The sequence below is a fragment of the Nitrosarchaeum koreense MY1 genome (assembly GCF_000220175.1).
Classification (GTDB): domain Archaea; phylum Thermoproteota; class Nitrososphaeria; order Nitrososphaerales; family Nitrosopumilaceae; genus Nitrosarchaeum; species Nitrosarchaeum koreense.
The window spans coordinates 1-16,998 of the sequence record NZ_AFPU01000001.1 but is presented as its reverse complement, the minus strand read 5'-3'; the positions used below and the strand labels follow the sequence as shown (position 1 = coordinate 16,998).

14 protein-coding genes and 1 tRNA gene are annotated in these 16,998 nt (G+C 32.4%); 3 read left to right on the top strand and 12 right to left on the bottom strand.

Annotated elements, in window-relative coordinates:
- Positions 1–4 precede the first annotated feature (4 nt).
- The 6 genes from MY1_RS00075 to MY1_RS00050 form a co-directional block, all read right to left on the bottom strand.
- On the bottom strand, positions 5–2,143 hold the full coding sequence (locus MY1_RS00075; RefSeq protein WP_007549366.1) for an STT3 domain-containing protein: 2,139 nt from the start codon (positions 2,141–2,143) through the stop codon (positions 5–7).
- Between the two features lie 102 nt (positions 2,144–2,245).
- Positions 2,246–2,707, bottom strand: a complete 462-nt coding sequence (locus MY1_RS00070) for a YbhB/YbcL family Raf kinase inhibitor-like protein (protein ID WP_007549365.1) — start codon at positions 2,705–2,707, stop codon at positions 2,246–2,248.
- Positions 2,708–2,733: 26 nt separating this feature from the next.
- Positions 2,734–3,102 carry a PIN domain-containing protein gene (locus MY1_RS00065; protein WP_007549364.1) on the bottom strand — a complete coding sequence of 123 codons (369 nt, stop codon included), beginning with the start codon at positions 3,100–3,102 and terminating at the stop codon, positions 2,734–2,736.
- Positions 3,095–4,357: a translation initiation factor IF-2 subunit gamma gene (locus tag MY1_RS00060; protein ID WP_007549363.1), complete on the bottom strand. Its 1,263-nt coding sequence runs from the start codon at positions 4,355–4,357 to the stop codon at positions 3,095–3,097. The genes MY1_RS00065 and MY1_RS00060 overlap by 8 nt, the downstream gene beginning before the upstream one ends.
- 40 nt (positions 4,358–4,397) lie before the next feature.
- On the bottom strand, positions 4,398–4,790 hold the full coding sequence (locus MY1_RS00055) for a S6e family ribosomal protein (RefSeq protein ID WP_007549362.1): 393 nt from the start codon (positions 4,788–4,790) through the stop codon (positions 4,398–4,400).
- A 197-nt stretch (positions 4,791–4,987) separates the two neighbouring features.
- The gene (locus MY1_RS00050) at positions 4,988–5,161 is read right to left on the bottom strand and encodes a hypothetical protein (RefSeq protein WP_007549361.1); all 174 of its coding nucleotides are present in this window, start codon (positions 5,159–5,161) and stop codon (positions 4,988–4,990) included.
- Positions 5,162–5,212: 51 nt separating this feature from the next.
- Between MY1_RS00050 and MY1_RS00045 the strand changes: the two genes are divergently transcribed.
- Positions 5,213–5,286 (top strand) — tRNA-Gly (locus MY1_RS00045).
- Between the two features lie 2 nt (positions 5,287–5,288).
- On the opposite strand, the gene MY1_RS00040 is transcribed toward MY1_RS00045, so the two are convergent.
- The 5 genes from MY1_RS00040 to MY1_RS00020 form a co-directional block, all read right to left on the bottom strand.
- The gene (locus tag MY1_RS00040) at positions 5,289–6,248 is read right to left on the bottom strand and encodes a tetratricopeptide repeat protein (RefSeq protein ID WP_048109240.1); all 960 of its coding nucleotides are present in this window, start codon (positions 6,246–6,248) and stop codon (positions 5,289–5,291) included.
- Positions 6,249–6,282: 34 nt separating this feature from the next.
- Positions 6,283–6,825, bottom strand: a complete 543-nt coding sequence (locus MY1_RS00035) for a type 1 glutamine amidotransferase (RefSeq protein ID WP_007549358.1) — start codon at positions 6,823–6,825, stop codon at positions 6,283–6,285.
- 62 nt (positions 6,826–6,887) lie between these two features.
- Positions 6,888–9,737 carry a UPF0182 family protein gene (locus MY1_RS00030; protein WP_007549356.1) on the bottom strand — a complete coding sequence of 950 codons (2,850 nt, stop codon included), beginning with the start codon at positions 9,735–9,737 and terminating at the stop codon, positions 6,888–6,890.
- Between the two features lie 88 nt (positions 9,738–9,825).
- Positions 9,826–10,947 (bottom strand): DNA primase small subunit domain-containing protein, encoded by a 1,122-nt coding sequence (locus MY1_RS00025; protein ID WP_007549354.1) that lies wholly within the window; start codon positions 10,945–10,947, stop codon positions 9,826–9,828.
- On the bottom strand, positions 10,947–11,975 hold the full coding sequence (locus MY1_RS00020; RefSeq protein ID WP_007549353.1) for a DNA primase: 1,029 nt from the start codon (positions 11,973–11,975) through the stop codon (positions 10,947–10,949). The genes MY1_RS00025 and MY1_RS00020 overlap by 1 nt, the downstream gene beginning before the upstream one ends.
- An 85-nt stretch (positions 11,976–12,060) precedes the next feature.
- Between MY1_RS00020 and MY1_RS00015 the strand changes: the two genes are divergently transcribed.
- Both MY1_RS00015 and glyS read left to right on the top strand, forming a co-directional pair.
- Positions 12,061–12,900, top strand: coding sequence for a deoxyribonuclease IV (locus MY1_RS00015; protein ID WP_007549352.1), 840 nt, complete (start codon positions 12,061–12,063; stop codon positions 12,898–12,900).
- Between the two features lie 31 nt (positions 12,901–12,931).
- Entirely contained in the window at positions 12,932–14,389 is a 1,458-nt protein-coding gene (glyS, locus tag MY1_RS00010; protein ID WP_007549351.1) for a glycine--tRNA ligase, read from the top strand.
- 54 nt (positions 14,390–14,443) lie between these two features.
- On the opposite strand, the gene MY1_RS09620 is transcribed toward glyS, so the two are convergent.
- The coding region (locus tag MY1_RS09620) for a hypothetical protein (protein ID WP_157832744.1) at positions 14,444–16,998 on the bottom strand (2,555 nt) is incomplete at its 5' end.

Below are 16,998 nucleotides of genomic sequence, written 5' to 3'. Positions count from 1 at the left end.
AAAATTAGTTAGTTGGAACATAATCTTTGTTTACTTGATAAATGAATACTCCTATCATCGGTTGACCCTTTTCTGCATTAAAACTTGGGGATGCATGAACTAATCTAAATGGACCATTACTGTCAAAAGGATATTTGATGTCTTTTACATACACTGGTGTAAATCCTGGTTGGTATGTTGCAGATTGTTGATTTGTTTGGAAGTTGACATAAGCTAATGGAGTAAATGGAAACATTTTGCCCAATAAAGTTTCATTCCAAAAATGATCAGTGCCACTCATACCATCAGATTCTAAATATTTTGGTTGAGATTCCTCAGCAATTCGTATGAACCATTGTTTTTTTGATTCATCCCCACCACCTTGCAATACATAAAGAGCTTGATCATCATTGTCAACTGCTAACCTCTGACCGGAAACAAAAACTACCACATAATCAGATTGCATCTCTGTTAACATTTTCCATGCTTGATCTGGAGAACTCATTAACATTTTTGCAAGATTTTCTATAATTTGGGAATTTAATGTAGAATTATCAGCTATTGAGGCTCGTTCACCCAGTGTAGATATCCAGTATCCATAATCCCACCAAGATGCAATTACAGCATCTTTAGGAGTGTTGTTTTTTATCCACTCCATAGATTCTGTCCAATCATTTGTACTGACTGGATAAGCAGTACCACCATTAAGAATCGTAGGTGGGGATTTTGCTGCCGTAACCCAACTACCATTCTCAGGAAAAGAAATTGGGATGACTAGGAGAATTATAACTCCTGCAAGAAATGAAGATTTTATAATTAGATTTTTAGATTTTTTACTCTCTGTGTTGTTTAAAACATTTCTTACAAGTATTGACAACCCCACTGAAGACAATATTATCAGAGATATAGACGCAAATACCTCCAATCTTACAAATGCAGAACTAACGTAAATCCCAATTAATCCAAAGATTAATGAAAATAAAATTGCATCATTTTTAATAAAATTAGAATTTCTTTCTTTTTGATTTTTTATCATAAACCATATTCCTAATCCTGCAAATATCATTAGAATTGAATGAAAGAAAAATGACTGTGAAATTGTTGTGCTAGCATGCTCTGCAACTGAATCTACTAGTGGAATTGAAGTGGTCAAAAAAGGATTAATTGCATTTAGATATCTATAACTTGGAAGAGATAAAAATTCTGATTCTGCATTAATTATTAAAAGACTTGCACCGATTATCAGAATGGCAGCTAAAAACAATAGGCCATTTCTAGTTTTTTTGTTTTCATTACTTTTACTTTGAATAAAAATACAAGCAACAATGAAAATTGTTGGAATTAATAATGAAGCTCCTCCCAACCCAAAAGTAAAACTTGCACTCAATCTTTCAAAACTTAGAGAAACCAAAAATACAGTTGCAGTGAAAAGAGGAATTGCCCACATGATAAATTTATGATCAGATCTTACAAAAGGTAACGTAAGAAAGAAAATGCCTATCGGAATTATAAAAAACTGGCTACCACCCCATGCAGAAATAGATAATGGTACAGTAATTCCTGCAGCTATTAATTTCACAATTGCTATCTTTGTATTTTTAGAATTAAGACCGCTAAGCAAAAAATAAAGTGCCAAAATGCCTAAAAATAAGCCAAGAGGTTCAGATTTGAACCAACCAATTGTACCTCTTACTATCAGAGGTAACGATACGGAAAATAATAATGCAGAAAGCAACCCAGCAGTTGTTCCACCAATCACTCTGACTAGCGCAAAAATTACAACAGTACTAAGAGATCCAAAAACAACAGGAAAAAGAATTGTAAAATCATAAAGATCCATACCTCCACCAAAAATCCAATACGTGACAGCAGCAGTAACGTGAAGGACTACTTGGGAAGTTTGTGAAACATCTCTTCCGTGAGGATACCAACTAAGTTCATCGTTCCATTCAAAATATGCATTTATTCCATTATCAACAACATATTGTGTAGCTCTATAATTGAAAAAAGGATCAAATTCATTTAATTCCCAACCATAATCAGCTGCTTGTGATCTAACTAAAAAAGAAATAGAAAAAGACAACGATAGAATTCCTATAATCAAGAGATGGTGTAGTTTTAGATCAAATTTTCCTAATGAGACCAAAGTTACATTTGAAATCAATTAGCTTTTCTCTCTAGACTTTGTTTATTACTCTTTGTATAAAAAGTAATTAAAATTATTCATAGATTTCAGATTGGATATATAAAATCGGAAAAAAATTATTTACGGAGAATATCTACCGGTTAGTTTAGCTTCAGCAAGAATGTGATCTTTCATTGATTTTTCGACATCTTTTTTTGATGAGCCTTCCTTTAAATTCAATTTTATATTTAATGCATATAATTTGAAAATGTAAGTATGTTCTTTGTCAGGTGGAGCTGGTCCACCATAACCTATTTCTCCAAAATCAGTTTTACCCTCAATGGCTCCAATAGGAATTGAATTTTCTTTGATTTCTACAGTAGGTGCAATATTCCACACTACCCAATGTACCCAGACTTTTCCTACTGCACCCATTGCATCAGGATCATCCATTATTAGAACTAGCGACTTGGCATCTTTTGGGATTCCCTTAATTGTTAATGGTGGATTTATGTTGGTATTTTTATAGCCATATTTTTTTGGAATTTGTTCTCCATTTTTAAAAGCAGGACTTTCCAAAATTAAATTAGTCACAGCAATCATGAATAAATTCTCCAAGTTAAATTTTTCTATGATTCTAAAACAATTTTATCATTTGACAAAGACATTATAGTTCCACCAAATTTTTTGATTTGTTTTTTCAATTCTTTGTCCATGGTGCCAATAATAGAACCATTTTTTTTTACATAATTGATTAATTCTTTATCTGCAAAATTTCCATTTAAAGGAAGTACTTTGAAATTTTTTATGAAATTTAGTGTTTGAGTAATATCTTGTTGTTTTTTAGGATTTTTAATTAATCCAGAAAGCTCGTTTTGAACAACTTGTGGGACAACAAAAATAACTTGTCCTATTTCAACATCAAGATTATCAATATTTTTGATTCTTCTAGTTGCTAGATGAATTAAGAAATTGGTATCACAAATAACTTCAACCAAGTATTCCTGCACCAATTAATCTCCATCGGTCAGTAATTCTCCTACTAATGGCTACATTACCACCTTCAAATATGCAAGCTGGTCTTCTAAGTTCAACTTCTATACTATTTGATTTTATTTTAGAAACTTTACCCAGAATTGGAGCAGTTCCTATGTTTAATCGTAATAATTCTCCAACTTGGATTGGAAGTACTTTAGTATCTTCAGTTGCTCCAACTGCAGAATCAAATAAATTTACTTCAAGTTTTATTTGAGTTGAATTTTCTGGTAGGGTTCCAGGTTTTCCAATTACTGAACCAATAAACGAATCACTTCTAGTCATTGCAGGATCTAGTTTTGTACCAATTGCGACCAAACCTCCTGGCTTTACATAATCCACTATACCAGCTGCTGTACCTAATGAAGTAATCTCTGTAAGTAGTGGCTCATATGATTTCTTTTTTTCATCCATTATTCCTGGTTTAATTTCAATTTCATCACCTACATTCAAAGTTCCCTGTGTTAAACTACCACCAATAACACCACCTTTGATATTTTTTAATTTAATTCCAGGTTTGTTGACATCAAATGATCTCAATACATGCATTATTGGTTCTTTAGATTCATCTCTTTCTGGAGTCTTAATGGTTGATTCTATTGCACCAATTAACGCATCTATGTTAAGTCCGGATTGAGCAGATATCGGAATGATTGGTGCTTTTGCAGCATTTGTTCCTTTAACAAATTTTGTAATATCTTGTTGATTAGAAATGGCTTCATCATATGAAATTAAATCTACTTTATTTTGCACAATTACAATTTGTTGTATTCCAAGTGTCTGAAGTGCCAAAAGATGTTCTTTGGTTTGCGGTTTAGGTACTGGTTCATTAGAAGCTATTAGTAATAATGCTCCATCCATTAAAGCTGAACCTGAAAGCATGTTTGCCATTAGACTTTCGTGTCCTGGACTATCTACAAAACTAACAACTCGTGATAATTCACTTTCTTTTCCACAGTTTTTACATTTTGGAGTTGTTGAATATCCTAATGGATCTTCACAAATTTTACATTTGTAAAATGCTGCATCCGAGTAACCTACACGTATAGTAATTCCCCTTTTTAGTTCTTGACTGTGAACACTTGTCCATGAACCTGTTAATGCTTGAATTAGTGTAGTTTTTCCATGATCGACATGACCGGCAGTTCCAATATTTACACATGGTTGATGACCATATTTTTTTATGTACCAATCAGGAAGTGTTTCTCGCCAGTGCATCAATGAAAATGTAGATCCGGTATATGTTAAGCTATTCTTTTTATTTATTTTCTTGAGGTTCTGCTGCTACTTCAGCAGGAGCTTCTACTGGTAGCTCTCCGTCAAATTTACAATTTATTTGATAAATTTCTTCTGAAATAGTATTACCACGCATAAGTTTTCTTATTCTTTGACCTATTTCAGCTGCTTGTAATCCAACTCCCTTTGAAAGTAAAATATATTTTCTTGCGGATCCATGTATATCATTTCTCATTGGTACTCCAGATTTATCACTGCCACCAGTAAGTTTTAGTTTTCCTTGCAATCCTACAATAGACGCATCTGTTTCATTACCTAGTTGTAAACCAAGCAATTTGTTTGCATCACTGTCTTTCAACTCTTTAGTAATAGATTTTCCTTTTACATCAGATACGGTAAGCTTGAAGTTTGTCAATTATTCCAAAAAAAAGTTGAACGACTAATTAACCTTTGGACATTATTTTTAAATCAAGTTTACTTAGCATACGCATGGATGAAGAAATTAGGTGTCCTAGATGTGATAATAAGATGGTAGATTTGCAAGCGTGCCATATGTTTTGTCCAAAATGTGGAGCACATTTGGATTGTTCAGATAAAGGAAATTTTTGGTAATTAAATCCCGGGTCTTTTTGGTATGTAATCATATGACATGTTAATTGCTTGATCTTTCATTATCTCAAGATATGTATCATAATCTGCTTCAAAATTACAATGAGGGCATTTTACAATAGTAATTTCATCATTTAAAATTGCTACTTTCTCACATTCAGGGCAACGTGCATCCATGATATTGTTTTACAATCAAGATATTTAATCATAATTAATTAATTTCAGTAAGCGGAGTTAGTCTAGCTCGGTAAGATGTCAGCTTCCCAAGCTGAAGGTCGCGGGTTCAAATCCCGCACTCCGCATATCATAATTCTCTTATAGCTTGCTCGATAATCCCACGATCTTTAGCCTTTGGGAAAAGTTTCAAATAATTTTTTAAATCATTTTTTGCTTCAGAATTCTTTTTTTGTTTTTCTTTTAGATAAGCTCTGTTTTTGTAAATTTTTGCTGATCTTTTAGGATTGATTTCAATTGCTTTACTATACTGAATTTCAGCTTTTTCAAATTGATTGTTTTTAAGATAATAGTTACCTAGTCCTACATATGCAAGATAAAACCTTTTGTTAAGAGCAATACATTTCTCATAATACTTTATACAATCGTTAGAATTTTGTTCATTAAGTAAACTAGCTATCAAATATGATGCAGTTAAGTTATTTTCATCTGATTCAATTGCTTTTTTTAAAGATATCAAAGCGTCAGAGGGATTTTTTTGTATGATTAATCTTTCAGAAATAAGACATAATCGATTTGAGATTTCGTTGGTATCATTTAGTTTTATAGAAGAAAAGACATCAGATGGTGCTAAAATAATTAACAATCGTCCATCTTCAGACCACTCTTTATCAAAAAGTTCTTGTGGAATAGCTCCCACTTGGTGTTCACCTTCATAATTTCCTTTTTGAATGTAATGAAGGATGATTTTTTCATTATCATCGTATCCAGATATTACAGAAGCATGTTGTGTAATTTCTGGAATTCCTGGTAAAATAACGATTGGAGGAATTCCTGATGCAATAATTGTCTTTAATTCAGATAAAGATGAATTAATAATTTTACATTTTAATCCATGTCTTTCTGCAGATTCAATTCCTTCAATTAAGATACTTCCATTATAATTCGAATATTGTTTAGCAGATTCAATAGCTTCTGACATTGGAAGTGTAATATTCCAATATTTTGAAACTACATTTATCGGCAAAGGCAAGCAAATATTTTCTTCGTCTACTAAAGGAAGTAAAAGTTGATGATCATTAGTGTCCATAAAATTAAAAAGATTTGAGAGTTATTAAAAGCAATCAGAGAGAACAGAATTTTTGAATCAGATTTTGACCATCACTACTCATTTCAGGATGAAATTGAGTTCCAAAAATTGGTTTATTTTCATATTGAATAATTTCAATTTTACAGTTTTTAGATGAACCCACAGCGTGTAAAATCTGAGGCAATTTAGAAATTTCAAATCCATGGCTTTCAAATGCTTCTAAATCATTTGTAACAAGTGGGTTTTCTTTGTTAATGTTAATTTTTTGCGTACCTTTTTGAGATATTGTAAGTTTTCTAATTGTTCCACCCAAAGTCAATGCTAACATTTCTGCACCATAACATATTCCTAATAATTTTTTATTATTTTGAATTACATGATTAATAATTTTAGAATTAATTTGGTTTGTTATTTTTTCATTTTTTCTTCTTCCAGATAGAATAAATGAATTATAATTATCTAAAGATTTTAAATCTAACATTTCAGGTGTTTCAATTTTAAATAAAATATTTTTTTCAGTTAAAAAATCAATCAAAGTTTTTGTGTAAACAGACCCATTATCAATTATCAGTAGCATTAGTTGATAGAAAAGATGCAGGTAATTTAACGTTCTAAAATATTTTAAGCATAATTTAAAAGTTAATTTCCAATTTCAATTGAAATATAATGCATTTCAGGAATATTGTCTTTTACTATTATTGTTCCAATATTGAGATTACTGTTTTCTTGCCACATGAATACTCTATCGGTTCTTGGTTTTACAAAATTATCTATGAATTTTTTCAAGAAATCTTGTGTATCAAGACGATCATTTTCAGTAAAGAAGAATATTTCTCCCTCTTTAAACGATAATGGAATCTGAATTGATGTTGGTTCAGAAATCTCAATTTTATTATCTGTAAATGACGATTTTATAATATTGATTCTATCTGCTTTTCCTAATTCAATATAATCAACATTAACTGAAGTTGAGGAACCAGCTACGCCAGATACCTTTTTCAAATATGCTTCAAAGGCTTTTTCTTGAGTATCTCCCAAACCAACATAATATTCACCAGTAAAGGCTGCGCCTACTGCTGCAATAGTACCAAGTTGTGCAACAACTCCACCAGAACCTGCAGTGTATACAGGTATAAAGTAAACATCATGTTGACCAACTCTATATAGAATATTATCTCCAATTCTAGGATTTCGTAAAAGAGTCTTTAGTTCTGCAAATGTAGGATCTTTATCTAATGCTTCTCTAACTGCAGTAGGACCAATCAACTTAGTAGTAGAATTTAATGGAACTTCATAGAATTGTAAATCTCCTAAATGATTAAGATCGTTTTCAACTATCATGTATCCTGCAAGATTTCTTCCTTGAGAACCTCTAAGTTCTAATGAAAGTAAACCAATGAATTCTGTTTTATCAAAACCTGGAGGTTTTGCTTCAACATAATATGCTTCTAGTCCTTGAGGAACTTCGTAAAATTCATTTGCTTGAATAAATGTTTCAACATCATTTACATGATAAATGTTATACATCTCTGCTTTCCAATTAAAGAGTTCAACTGGATATCGTATTTGTTCCTCAAGCCAAGTAGGTATTGGTGTGAACTTGTCAGAGTATTGACTAACAAACATATCGGTAAAGAAATCATCACCTGTTTTCATTAATTGAATATCACCATCATAAGTATCTACTAAAGCAAACCCTACTAATCTCAAATATGGATTTCCGACAGACCATGGTACATCATGAGTATCAAATCCAACTATCAAAGGAATTAGCCAATAGGAATTTGTGCCATCAGTTACTGGAATAGAATCTAGTTCTTTACCAAAAAGATCATACAGAAAATATGGATACAAAGTTTTCATTCTATCATGAACATCTTTGTATCGCATTACATGTACAGATTCGGCAGGAAATGAAAGTAAAAAGTTTGGCTCAAAAGTCCAGCTAAGTGGTGGAGATACATCTAATCCTCCTGCACCATTATAAGATACACCTCCAAGTTCGGCACTAGTGGTTCTAGAGTTTGGATATGCAGACCATGTTGTAGAAAAGAGACCACCTTCGCCGTAATAGATTTCTCGTTGTTTGAAAAATTTACTACTGTCTATAATTTGACCAGTTGTAGCCTCAAGCGTTAGGAATCCATTTGGAACGTGAGTGTATACGAGATGCTCGTTATACCATGTGTTTGCAAGACTTACTGAAGATGGCAAGACTGGTTTCATAGAAGCAGTCCAGTATAATGTACCATTAAAGCGAAGAATATCATTATCCTCAAAATCCACGTAAGGGATTAATCCAATTTCTGGTTTTAGTTTAGCAAAAGCTGCTTCCCAGTCCCATACTCTAACAACATTAAGCACATCTTTATTTTGATTAACATAATTTTTGATATTATTTGGTGATACAGATTGTAATTTTACATCGTGAGTGTTTTCTTTGATGTCATCTAGTTGGCCAATGTGTCTATTGAGACTAATTTGTTGAGCAGTGTATGGTCCCAAATATTCAATTTTTTTTGCATCAGCAATACTATTGTTAACAGAGACTAGTCCCCCAACAATTACTGCAATTGCAAGAATTGTTAAAATTCTAATATAAACATCTCTCTTAAACATATGAGTAAGAACACGAGCCCGAATTCTATCTACAAGTGCAAATGCTAAAAGAGCAAAACCAATTACAAGTGTTCCACCAATCACATATCTAGTATTGTAATCAATTTGATCAGTGAAAAAGAGATTGAATCCTAACCAAACTATTCCCACGCCAATTATAGTTTCTACTGTTGAAACATAATTGAGATATCTTGGTTTTCCGCTTTGTGAATCTTGAAGATACGACGTAATGACATTAATAATTTTATGAACACCAACATACAAAACCAATCGAAGACCAATTGCTGCAAGAATTGGAGGTAAGAGAAGCACAAGAGATGGAATCATTGGAACAACTTGTTCAACTGAATAACTACCGTCAGTTGGTGTAACGAATGGTAAAGAGAAGATATTAGTTATATTTTCAATACCAAGATTATTCCCATCAATAAAAGATACAGCTGCAAATCCAAACATAATATTGACAAAAAATGCTCCGAAAAGCAAAATCTTGGTAATCTGCCAAATTACAAATTGTAATGGGCTAAGATTGTAGGCTTTAAAGCTTGTAATATTATTTGAGAGTGGTTGCTGAGTACCTTTTCCTATAAAGCCAATTGCTGTGTGAAGTCCATACCAAAAGATAGATGATCTACCAATGATGTTTACTCGTACCAGAGCAATAGCTGAAAGAATAATGGTTGATACAAGGGAATAATACAATGGTTTGGAAAACTGATCCCCAAATTCAGTAAAATTCATTGACAAAATTACTGCCTGATTTCCAGCAACTGCAATTATTACAATTGCAATTATTGCAACTATAATTAATCGGACAAGTTTACCTGCGTCAGGAGGCGGAACTTGCTTATCAGTGGAGGCGCTATACAAAATCAACGTTACTTGCGGCTTGGTAAATTAATGTCTTACCAGTAAATTTCAGAATTTAATCAAGAATTTCTCAGTTACGAGGTTTATTCTAAGAGATTGTTGCTAGTTTTTTGCAAATCATATATACTGCAGCAAATGTCGGAACAGATACTTTTTCATTAAAATATGGACCAAACTTTGTGTTTTTTAGATTAAATCTAATCGGACAGTTAGCTATTACTTCAACTAATTTTTCATTGAGAAACGAGGCTTCAAGATATGGATCAAATTTTGTAAGATCAGTACAGAAAACTTTGGTTAGACCACTTTTACTATTTAATGAACCAGGAAGTCTGAAAATTCTATGAATATCCATTGTAACATTAGGATCTATTTTAGCACCAATTTTATCAGAAAGATCATCCAAAGTTTTTTGAAAAGAAGAATACCCATTTGCAATTAATTCAGTGATTATTTTTGAACGCTTTGATTTTGCACCATACACTTCTTTAGAAAATCTTCCTCTCCATCCCTTTTCATCAAAATCCGGAAATGTTAAACGATTTGGCTTAATTTTTTTCATTCCAAATGTTTCTGGAATTGCTCCATGAAACATTATGTAATCAGTTAATTCTGATCTTTCTTTAGAACCTAATTGTTGAAATTGTGAATTATACACATACACATGAAATCCTTCATTACCAGAAAAATACACATGAATATCATTTTGGGGAATACTAAAATCTTCAATAAGAATATTTGATAGTTTTAATACTTCATTTTTTGAAGCATTTATACAATTTTTACAAGGAAGAGATTTTTTCTCTAGTTTTATAGAATTACATTTACTACAACTATTCATATTAGTAGATATTTCATTGCACTCATTACATTTAGAAATTGTATGATTTTTTCTGCATTCTAGATTAATATCTTTAGCATCAATATCAAAAATTAGATCGGCTTCTTTCCAGTCTTTTTCATTCATAGGTAAATTGGGAAATGAATAACATGCATTAGAACAATATACATCAGACGGAATATTTTTCATCAACAGTAGATGTAATTCTTTATCATCTTTGATTGAAATATGTCTAGTCATACCAGAATTAAATTTTTGGAATCCAAATTCTCTCTCTGAGGTTCTGTTTGGAACACGAATTAGATCAAAATGATCAAAATAATATTTTTTAAAAGTATCCTCTAGAAATTTTATGTCATTTTCTTGCATCAGATTCTCTTTTTTCCAAATTGAATTGGGTTTATGATATTATCACATTCTGGTATTGCAAAACATAAATTTTGTGTTTTAAGTTTTTCACATGAAGGACAAGAATAATGAGTTCCACTTCCTGAAGTTCCAGCAAGATGATTTAATTGATAAAGAGTTATTCTTTGATTATAATCCGGTGCGTTTTTGAATAGCGGTGCAATTTCTTCAACTGATTGTCCTTTTGATAAAAGAAACGTAGCAAGCATAAATCTACCAGAGTGAGGTAGATTTTCTCCTTTTTCAAGAACTTCAATTGCATGTTTTATGCATGGTGGATATTCTCCAGTAATAGTAGTGTAAGAAGGAGTAAGTTTTTTACAAATTGAAATTAATTCATTTACCATATTTTCAAATCCAGGAATCATGGGAGGTGTTGGAGCATTGTTAATTTTAGAGCCAATATAGGTTCCTAGTTCTTTTCGAATCAATCTAACTGTTTTTTCTGGAGTAAGTAACACTTTGCCATCCTTGACATATCTATTGATTAATTTCCATTCTCGCTCATGGAAACTTGTAGAGTGTTTTAGATAATCAGCTACTGGTATTTCAAAGAAATCATCTCGTTTTATTATTTCAATACCAAATAAATCATGAATTATTTTTATTGCTAAATCAATTTTAGATTTTTCAGAAGCTTTTCCTAGATCTTTTTCAAGATGCTGTTCTGCTCGTCTAGCTTCTGCTAATGCAAATCTTTTGGTTAGAGTATGCATACCAGTTAATTTAATCAAAACTATAGCTAAAAGAAATGAAAAAACTTCAATCTCAAGAACATATGATTTTGATGCTTGTCCATCAATAAGTTCAGATTTGTAGATTCCTCCCTCAGTAGAAACTTTAAGCCTATGAAATGCTTTTTCAACAGAGGGCTTTAGATCAGGATCTGTTCCAAATTTAACTAGAGGAAAACCTTTGTCCTTTAGATATTGACCGGCATCAGCCATAAATGGATATTTGGCATATTCATCAGCTCCAAGTTCAAGCATAAAAGTAATTTACCGAGTTTACTTAAAAATCTGATTTTTGAATTTGAACGGTGGTTTAAATTATGTTTTAAGAAAAATGTTAGTGATGCAGATCGGATGTCATGTTTCAATATCTGGATCAATTGACAAAGCAGTAGATAATGCAGTAGAGAGAGAATGTTCTGCTTTTCAAATATTTACTAGAAATCCTAGAGGATGGCATGCAAAAGATCTTTCAAACGATGACATTATTAATTTCAAAGAGAAACTAAAATCAAGTAAGATAGATAGATTTGCAACATGTGCTCATATGCCATATTTACCAAATTTATCTACGCCAAAAGTAGACGGTTTTGAAAAATCTGTAAATACACTAATTAATGAAATTGAGAGATGTGAAAAACTTGGTATTCCATATTTAGTTACACATCTAGGCAGTCATCTAGGAACAGGAGAAGAAGCTGGAATAAAGCAACTTGTCAAGGGATTAAACAAAGCAGGACAAACAAAAAATGATGTGATGGTTTTACTTGAGAACACCGCAGGGCAAAAAAATTCTGTTGGTGCAAACTTTGAACAATTAGCAGAGATATTTAATCAATTAAAGCCATCAAAAAAGTTTGGTGTTTGTTTGGATACATGTCATGCGTTTGTTTCGGGATATGATCTAAGAACAGAAAAATCAGTCAAAGAAACGTTAAAGAAATTTGATGACATAATAGGATTTGAGAATTTGAAGATTCTACACCTTAATGACGCCAAAGGTGAGATTGGCTGCAATCTTGATAGACATTATCACATAGGATTGGGAAATATTGGAGAGAAAGGATTAGCCGAAGTAATAAAAACTGCCAACAAGAAAAAAATTCCAATAATTTTGGAAACTCCTATTGATGATATAAGAGATGATTTTGAAAATATAAGAAAGGTCAAGGAGTTGGCGTAGAAATTTATTCAGTTATTGGTGATATGATACAATGAATTATGAAGACGTCATGAAATTAGCACTTGAACGTGGATTTTATTTTCCAAGTTGTGAGATTTATGCAGATGCACAGGCAGGGTTTTGGGAATATGGTCCTTCTGGCGTAAGTTTGAAAAACAAATTTCTTGAATTATGGCGAAGAGAATTGATAAGAAGAGATGGAATGATGGAAATTGATGGCTCACAGATAATGTCAAAATCTGTTTTTGAGGCGTCAGGTCATTTGGGAAACTTTGCAGATCCAATAATAAAATGCATAAAATGTAAATCAACGTTTAGAGCAGATAGAACTATTTCTGAAATATCAAAAATTGAAATTCCTGAAAGTGCAGATTTGATAGAATTTGATAATGCGATTTTGCAAAACAACATCAAATGTCCAAAATGTAAAGGGGATTTTGAAAAAACAAGAAAATTCAATATGATGTTTAAAGTAGGAATTGGACCTGAAGAAGAGGAAGCATATCTTAGACCAGAAACATGTCAATCAATCTTTGTTGATTTTCCAAGGCTCTTTAAGACAATGAGAGGAAAATTGCCATTAGGGATAGCTCAAGTAGGAAAAAGTTTTAGAAATGAAATAGCACCAAGACAAAGTTTACTTCGTTTAAGAGAATTCTATCAGGCAGAAATTGAAGTGTTTTGTAATCCAAAAAAGTTAGATGAGATGGATAGATTCTCTGAGATTCAAAATACAATAATTAGAATTCAGACCGATGCTGAACCAGTATCAATGACATGCAGAGAAGCTGTCGAATCTAAAGTAATACCTAACAAGTTTGTGGCATATTATCTTGGGATATTAACTGAATTTTATGAGAAAACTGGCATTGATGTAACAAAAAGTAGATTTAGAAAACTTGGAGATAAAGAAAAAGCATTCTATGCTGAGGTTGCATTTGACTTTGAAGTTGAAACAACAATAGGATGGCTTGAATTAGTTGCATGTAATTATAGATCAGATTATGATCTTTCAAGCCACGCAAAGAAAAGCAATGAAAAATTTGAGGTCATGGACAATGATGAAAAAGTATTACCACATATCTTTGAGATTTCAATGGGAATTGACAGGAGTCTTTACACAATTTTAGAGCATAGCCTGAAAGATGATAAAGAAAATGAGAGGATAGTTTTAGCTCTAAAACCATATTTGTCACCTATTCATGTAGGAGTTTTGTCCTTGATAAAAAAAGATGGACTAAAAGAAAAGACCGACGATATTTATCTGCAAATTAAAAGAAAATGTGATGCATTTTTGGATCATTCAGGAGCAATCGGAAGAAGATATAGAAGATTAGATGAGATTGGTTCTCCATTTGCAATAACTGTAGATTATCAAACTCTAGAAGATCAAACTGTCACCATACGTAAAAGAGATTCTATGGAACAAAGTAGAATAAAAATTTCAGACTTGCAATCAATAATTACAGAATCAATTGCATATCCTTAATTTTTAAAATATTTTAAATTATTTAATTAAAAAATAACAAAATTGAATTAAGATTTAATTTGATTTCACGGTGATTGTTTCAGAGTGATATCTGTATTTTATCTTAATTGATGTGTCTTCTGTTGCATGAACTTGTGGTACAAATCCATCATCAGTTTCCAATGTTACAGTCCATTGATCAGTAATTGGATCAATTGATGTAATTGAGAATCTCTCAAGTGCATTATCAGATCCACTATATTTTACTCTAAGGATTTGATCTCCATACGGAATACTTTGTAATCCACCACGACTCTGTTTGGTGCTTTCTTTGACAAGACATTCATCAGTTCCACCAATAATACATTGTCCTTGAGGATCTATTACTCTAAATCTAAGATTTTCATCTGAATCAGATGCATAAATCAATGCAGGATCTGCCAAGACTTTGTCATCTTTTACCAATACTTCTAATGGCTTCATATCATATACGGACATTGTAATTGTCTTTGGATAGCTGTGAACTAGTGCTTGATTTGTGATAATTGTCTTATCATACAAATCAACTCTTCCTTGTAATTCATTACTTGAATAACCTTCAGATGATGGCACAGTCCAGTCAAATGAGACTTTAGTTTGTCCTGTTTCAATTAGTTGGGATTTCTTTGAGACTATCTTACCGTCTACCACTAGAGAAACAATACCAAATGCTGGAGAATTTTCATTTTTAATGTATATTTCTGGTTTTGCAACAGATCCTGTTGGTCTAATTGTTGGTGTATCCATCTCAACTAGAACATCAGGGATGGTTGTTGGTTTAACACCAATGCTGTATTGTTTTGATTCATTTGTGTTTTGATCTTCATCTAATACATGTATCCAGTACTTCATTGCTGGTTCTGCAATGAATTGTGATGGAATTGTTGCACTAACAAGATATGTAGAGTTTGATACAGGTATGGACTTTATATTCATTTTAACTGCAACATACTCATTATCAGATTGAGTCATTGGAATTATCCTAAGTTCAGCTCTCTGTAATGAAATCTTACTATCAATTATTGCAGTGACAGTCAAATCTTGGTTATCAAGATAGTAGAATTCTGATTCAGTATCTGCACGATATTGCTTTCCATCATCAATTTGGAATTTGGTATCAAATATTCTAGGTGCAATAGAGGATGTCTCTTCAATCTCATCTTTTGGCACCTTTGCAATCACAATAGATCCTTCACAGACTAACAAACGGACCACTGTCTGAACAGTGTTTTTGATTTCTCCTTTTTGTTCTGTAACTACTATCATCAAAAATGATTCATCTGAATCAATTGTAATTTCGTAGAGATACTTGTCTATTTTTGTTATCTTGTTTGATTCTGCATATGGTTGATTATCAGATAATTTTGCATCAATGGATCCTGACTTTGCAGTTTGTACTCTCACAGATGGTGCAGTATCAGCATCACTTGATACAAGTATTCTTGCAATATGTTGACCGCATTTATCATAAGTTACCTCATTGATTGTCAATGAAGTACCAAGTATTCCACCAAATCCACCAGCAGCCCCTGTACCACTACCACTTGCACGACTACCACCGCCAGAGGAACCAATGGATGTTCCGCCAGTACTGCCAGAGGAACTAGATTTTGCTGATTTATGAGCATCACCAAATGATGTAAAATGAGTAGTCCAGACGATAATATCAGTTCCATTATCAATAGCACATTCTCCTGTTCCACCAAGTTGTGCCTTTACTGAAGCAAGGTTATCAGAGTTACAAACAGTATTGATAAATGTCACATTGCTGTCACCAGGTTTCTTAAAGTAGGTTACAAATCCCTGACCGCCAGAATTTGAGAACTTCATTCTGACAGGTTCATTAAATGTAACACTATCAGAAGACGATCCAATTTCAAATGCAGTGATATCATCAAATGTATCAGTACTGGTATCAGGTATGGTTATGGTAGTAATTGTTGGCAATGAGAGCAAGCCATTCCATCCAGCAGGTCCTGTAATTGTAGTAGAGTTGGCAAGTGTTACTTGCACATCAGATCCAGATACACCATCATCTAGATCAATCTGAGCTGTCCAGCTATTAGACACAAGAACAGTATTTCCTGTTTTAATTGCAGTATAATTCATTTTTGTGTTTTCAATATTTCTTTCTATGGAAATAGAATGTAGCATAATATCATTAGATAATATAACTAGCTCAGAATTACTGGTGTTAAGAGTAATAGTAGGCTGTTGTTGTTCAATTAGAATTTGATTAGGTTGTATATTTTTCAACGAAGTTCCACTGTCAGATAATTTTAATAATTCAGTGAATGAACGTGGAATTTTTTTGTTGATTTTATCTTGTAGTGACAATGATTCAGATAGGGATAAGGATATAGCTTGTTCAACATCTACTGTGTCTTGTAGTGACAGTGATTCTGAGAGAGAGACTGATGCTGTCTTTGTAACTGTGTCATCAAGTGACAGTGATTCTGCAAGGGAGACAGATACAGATCGGGTTGCATTTACTGTGTCATCAAGTGACAGTGACTCTGCTAGGGATACTGAAGCTGTCTTTGTAACTGTGTCATCAAGTGACAATGACTCTGACGTAGAGAGACTGACTA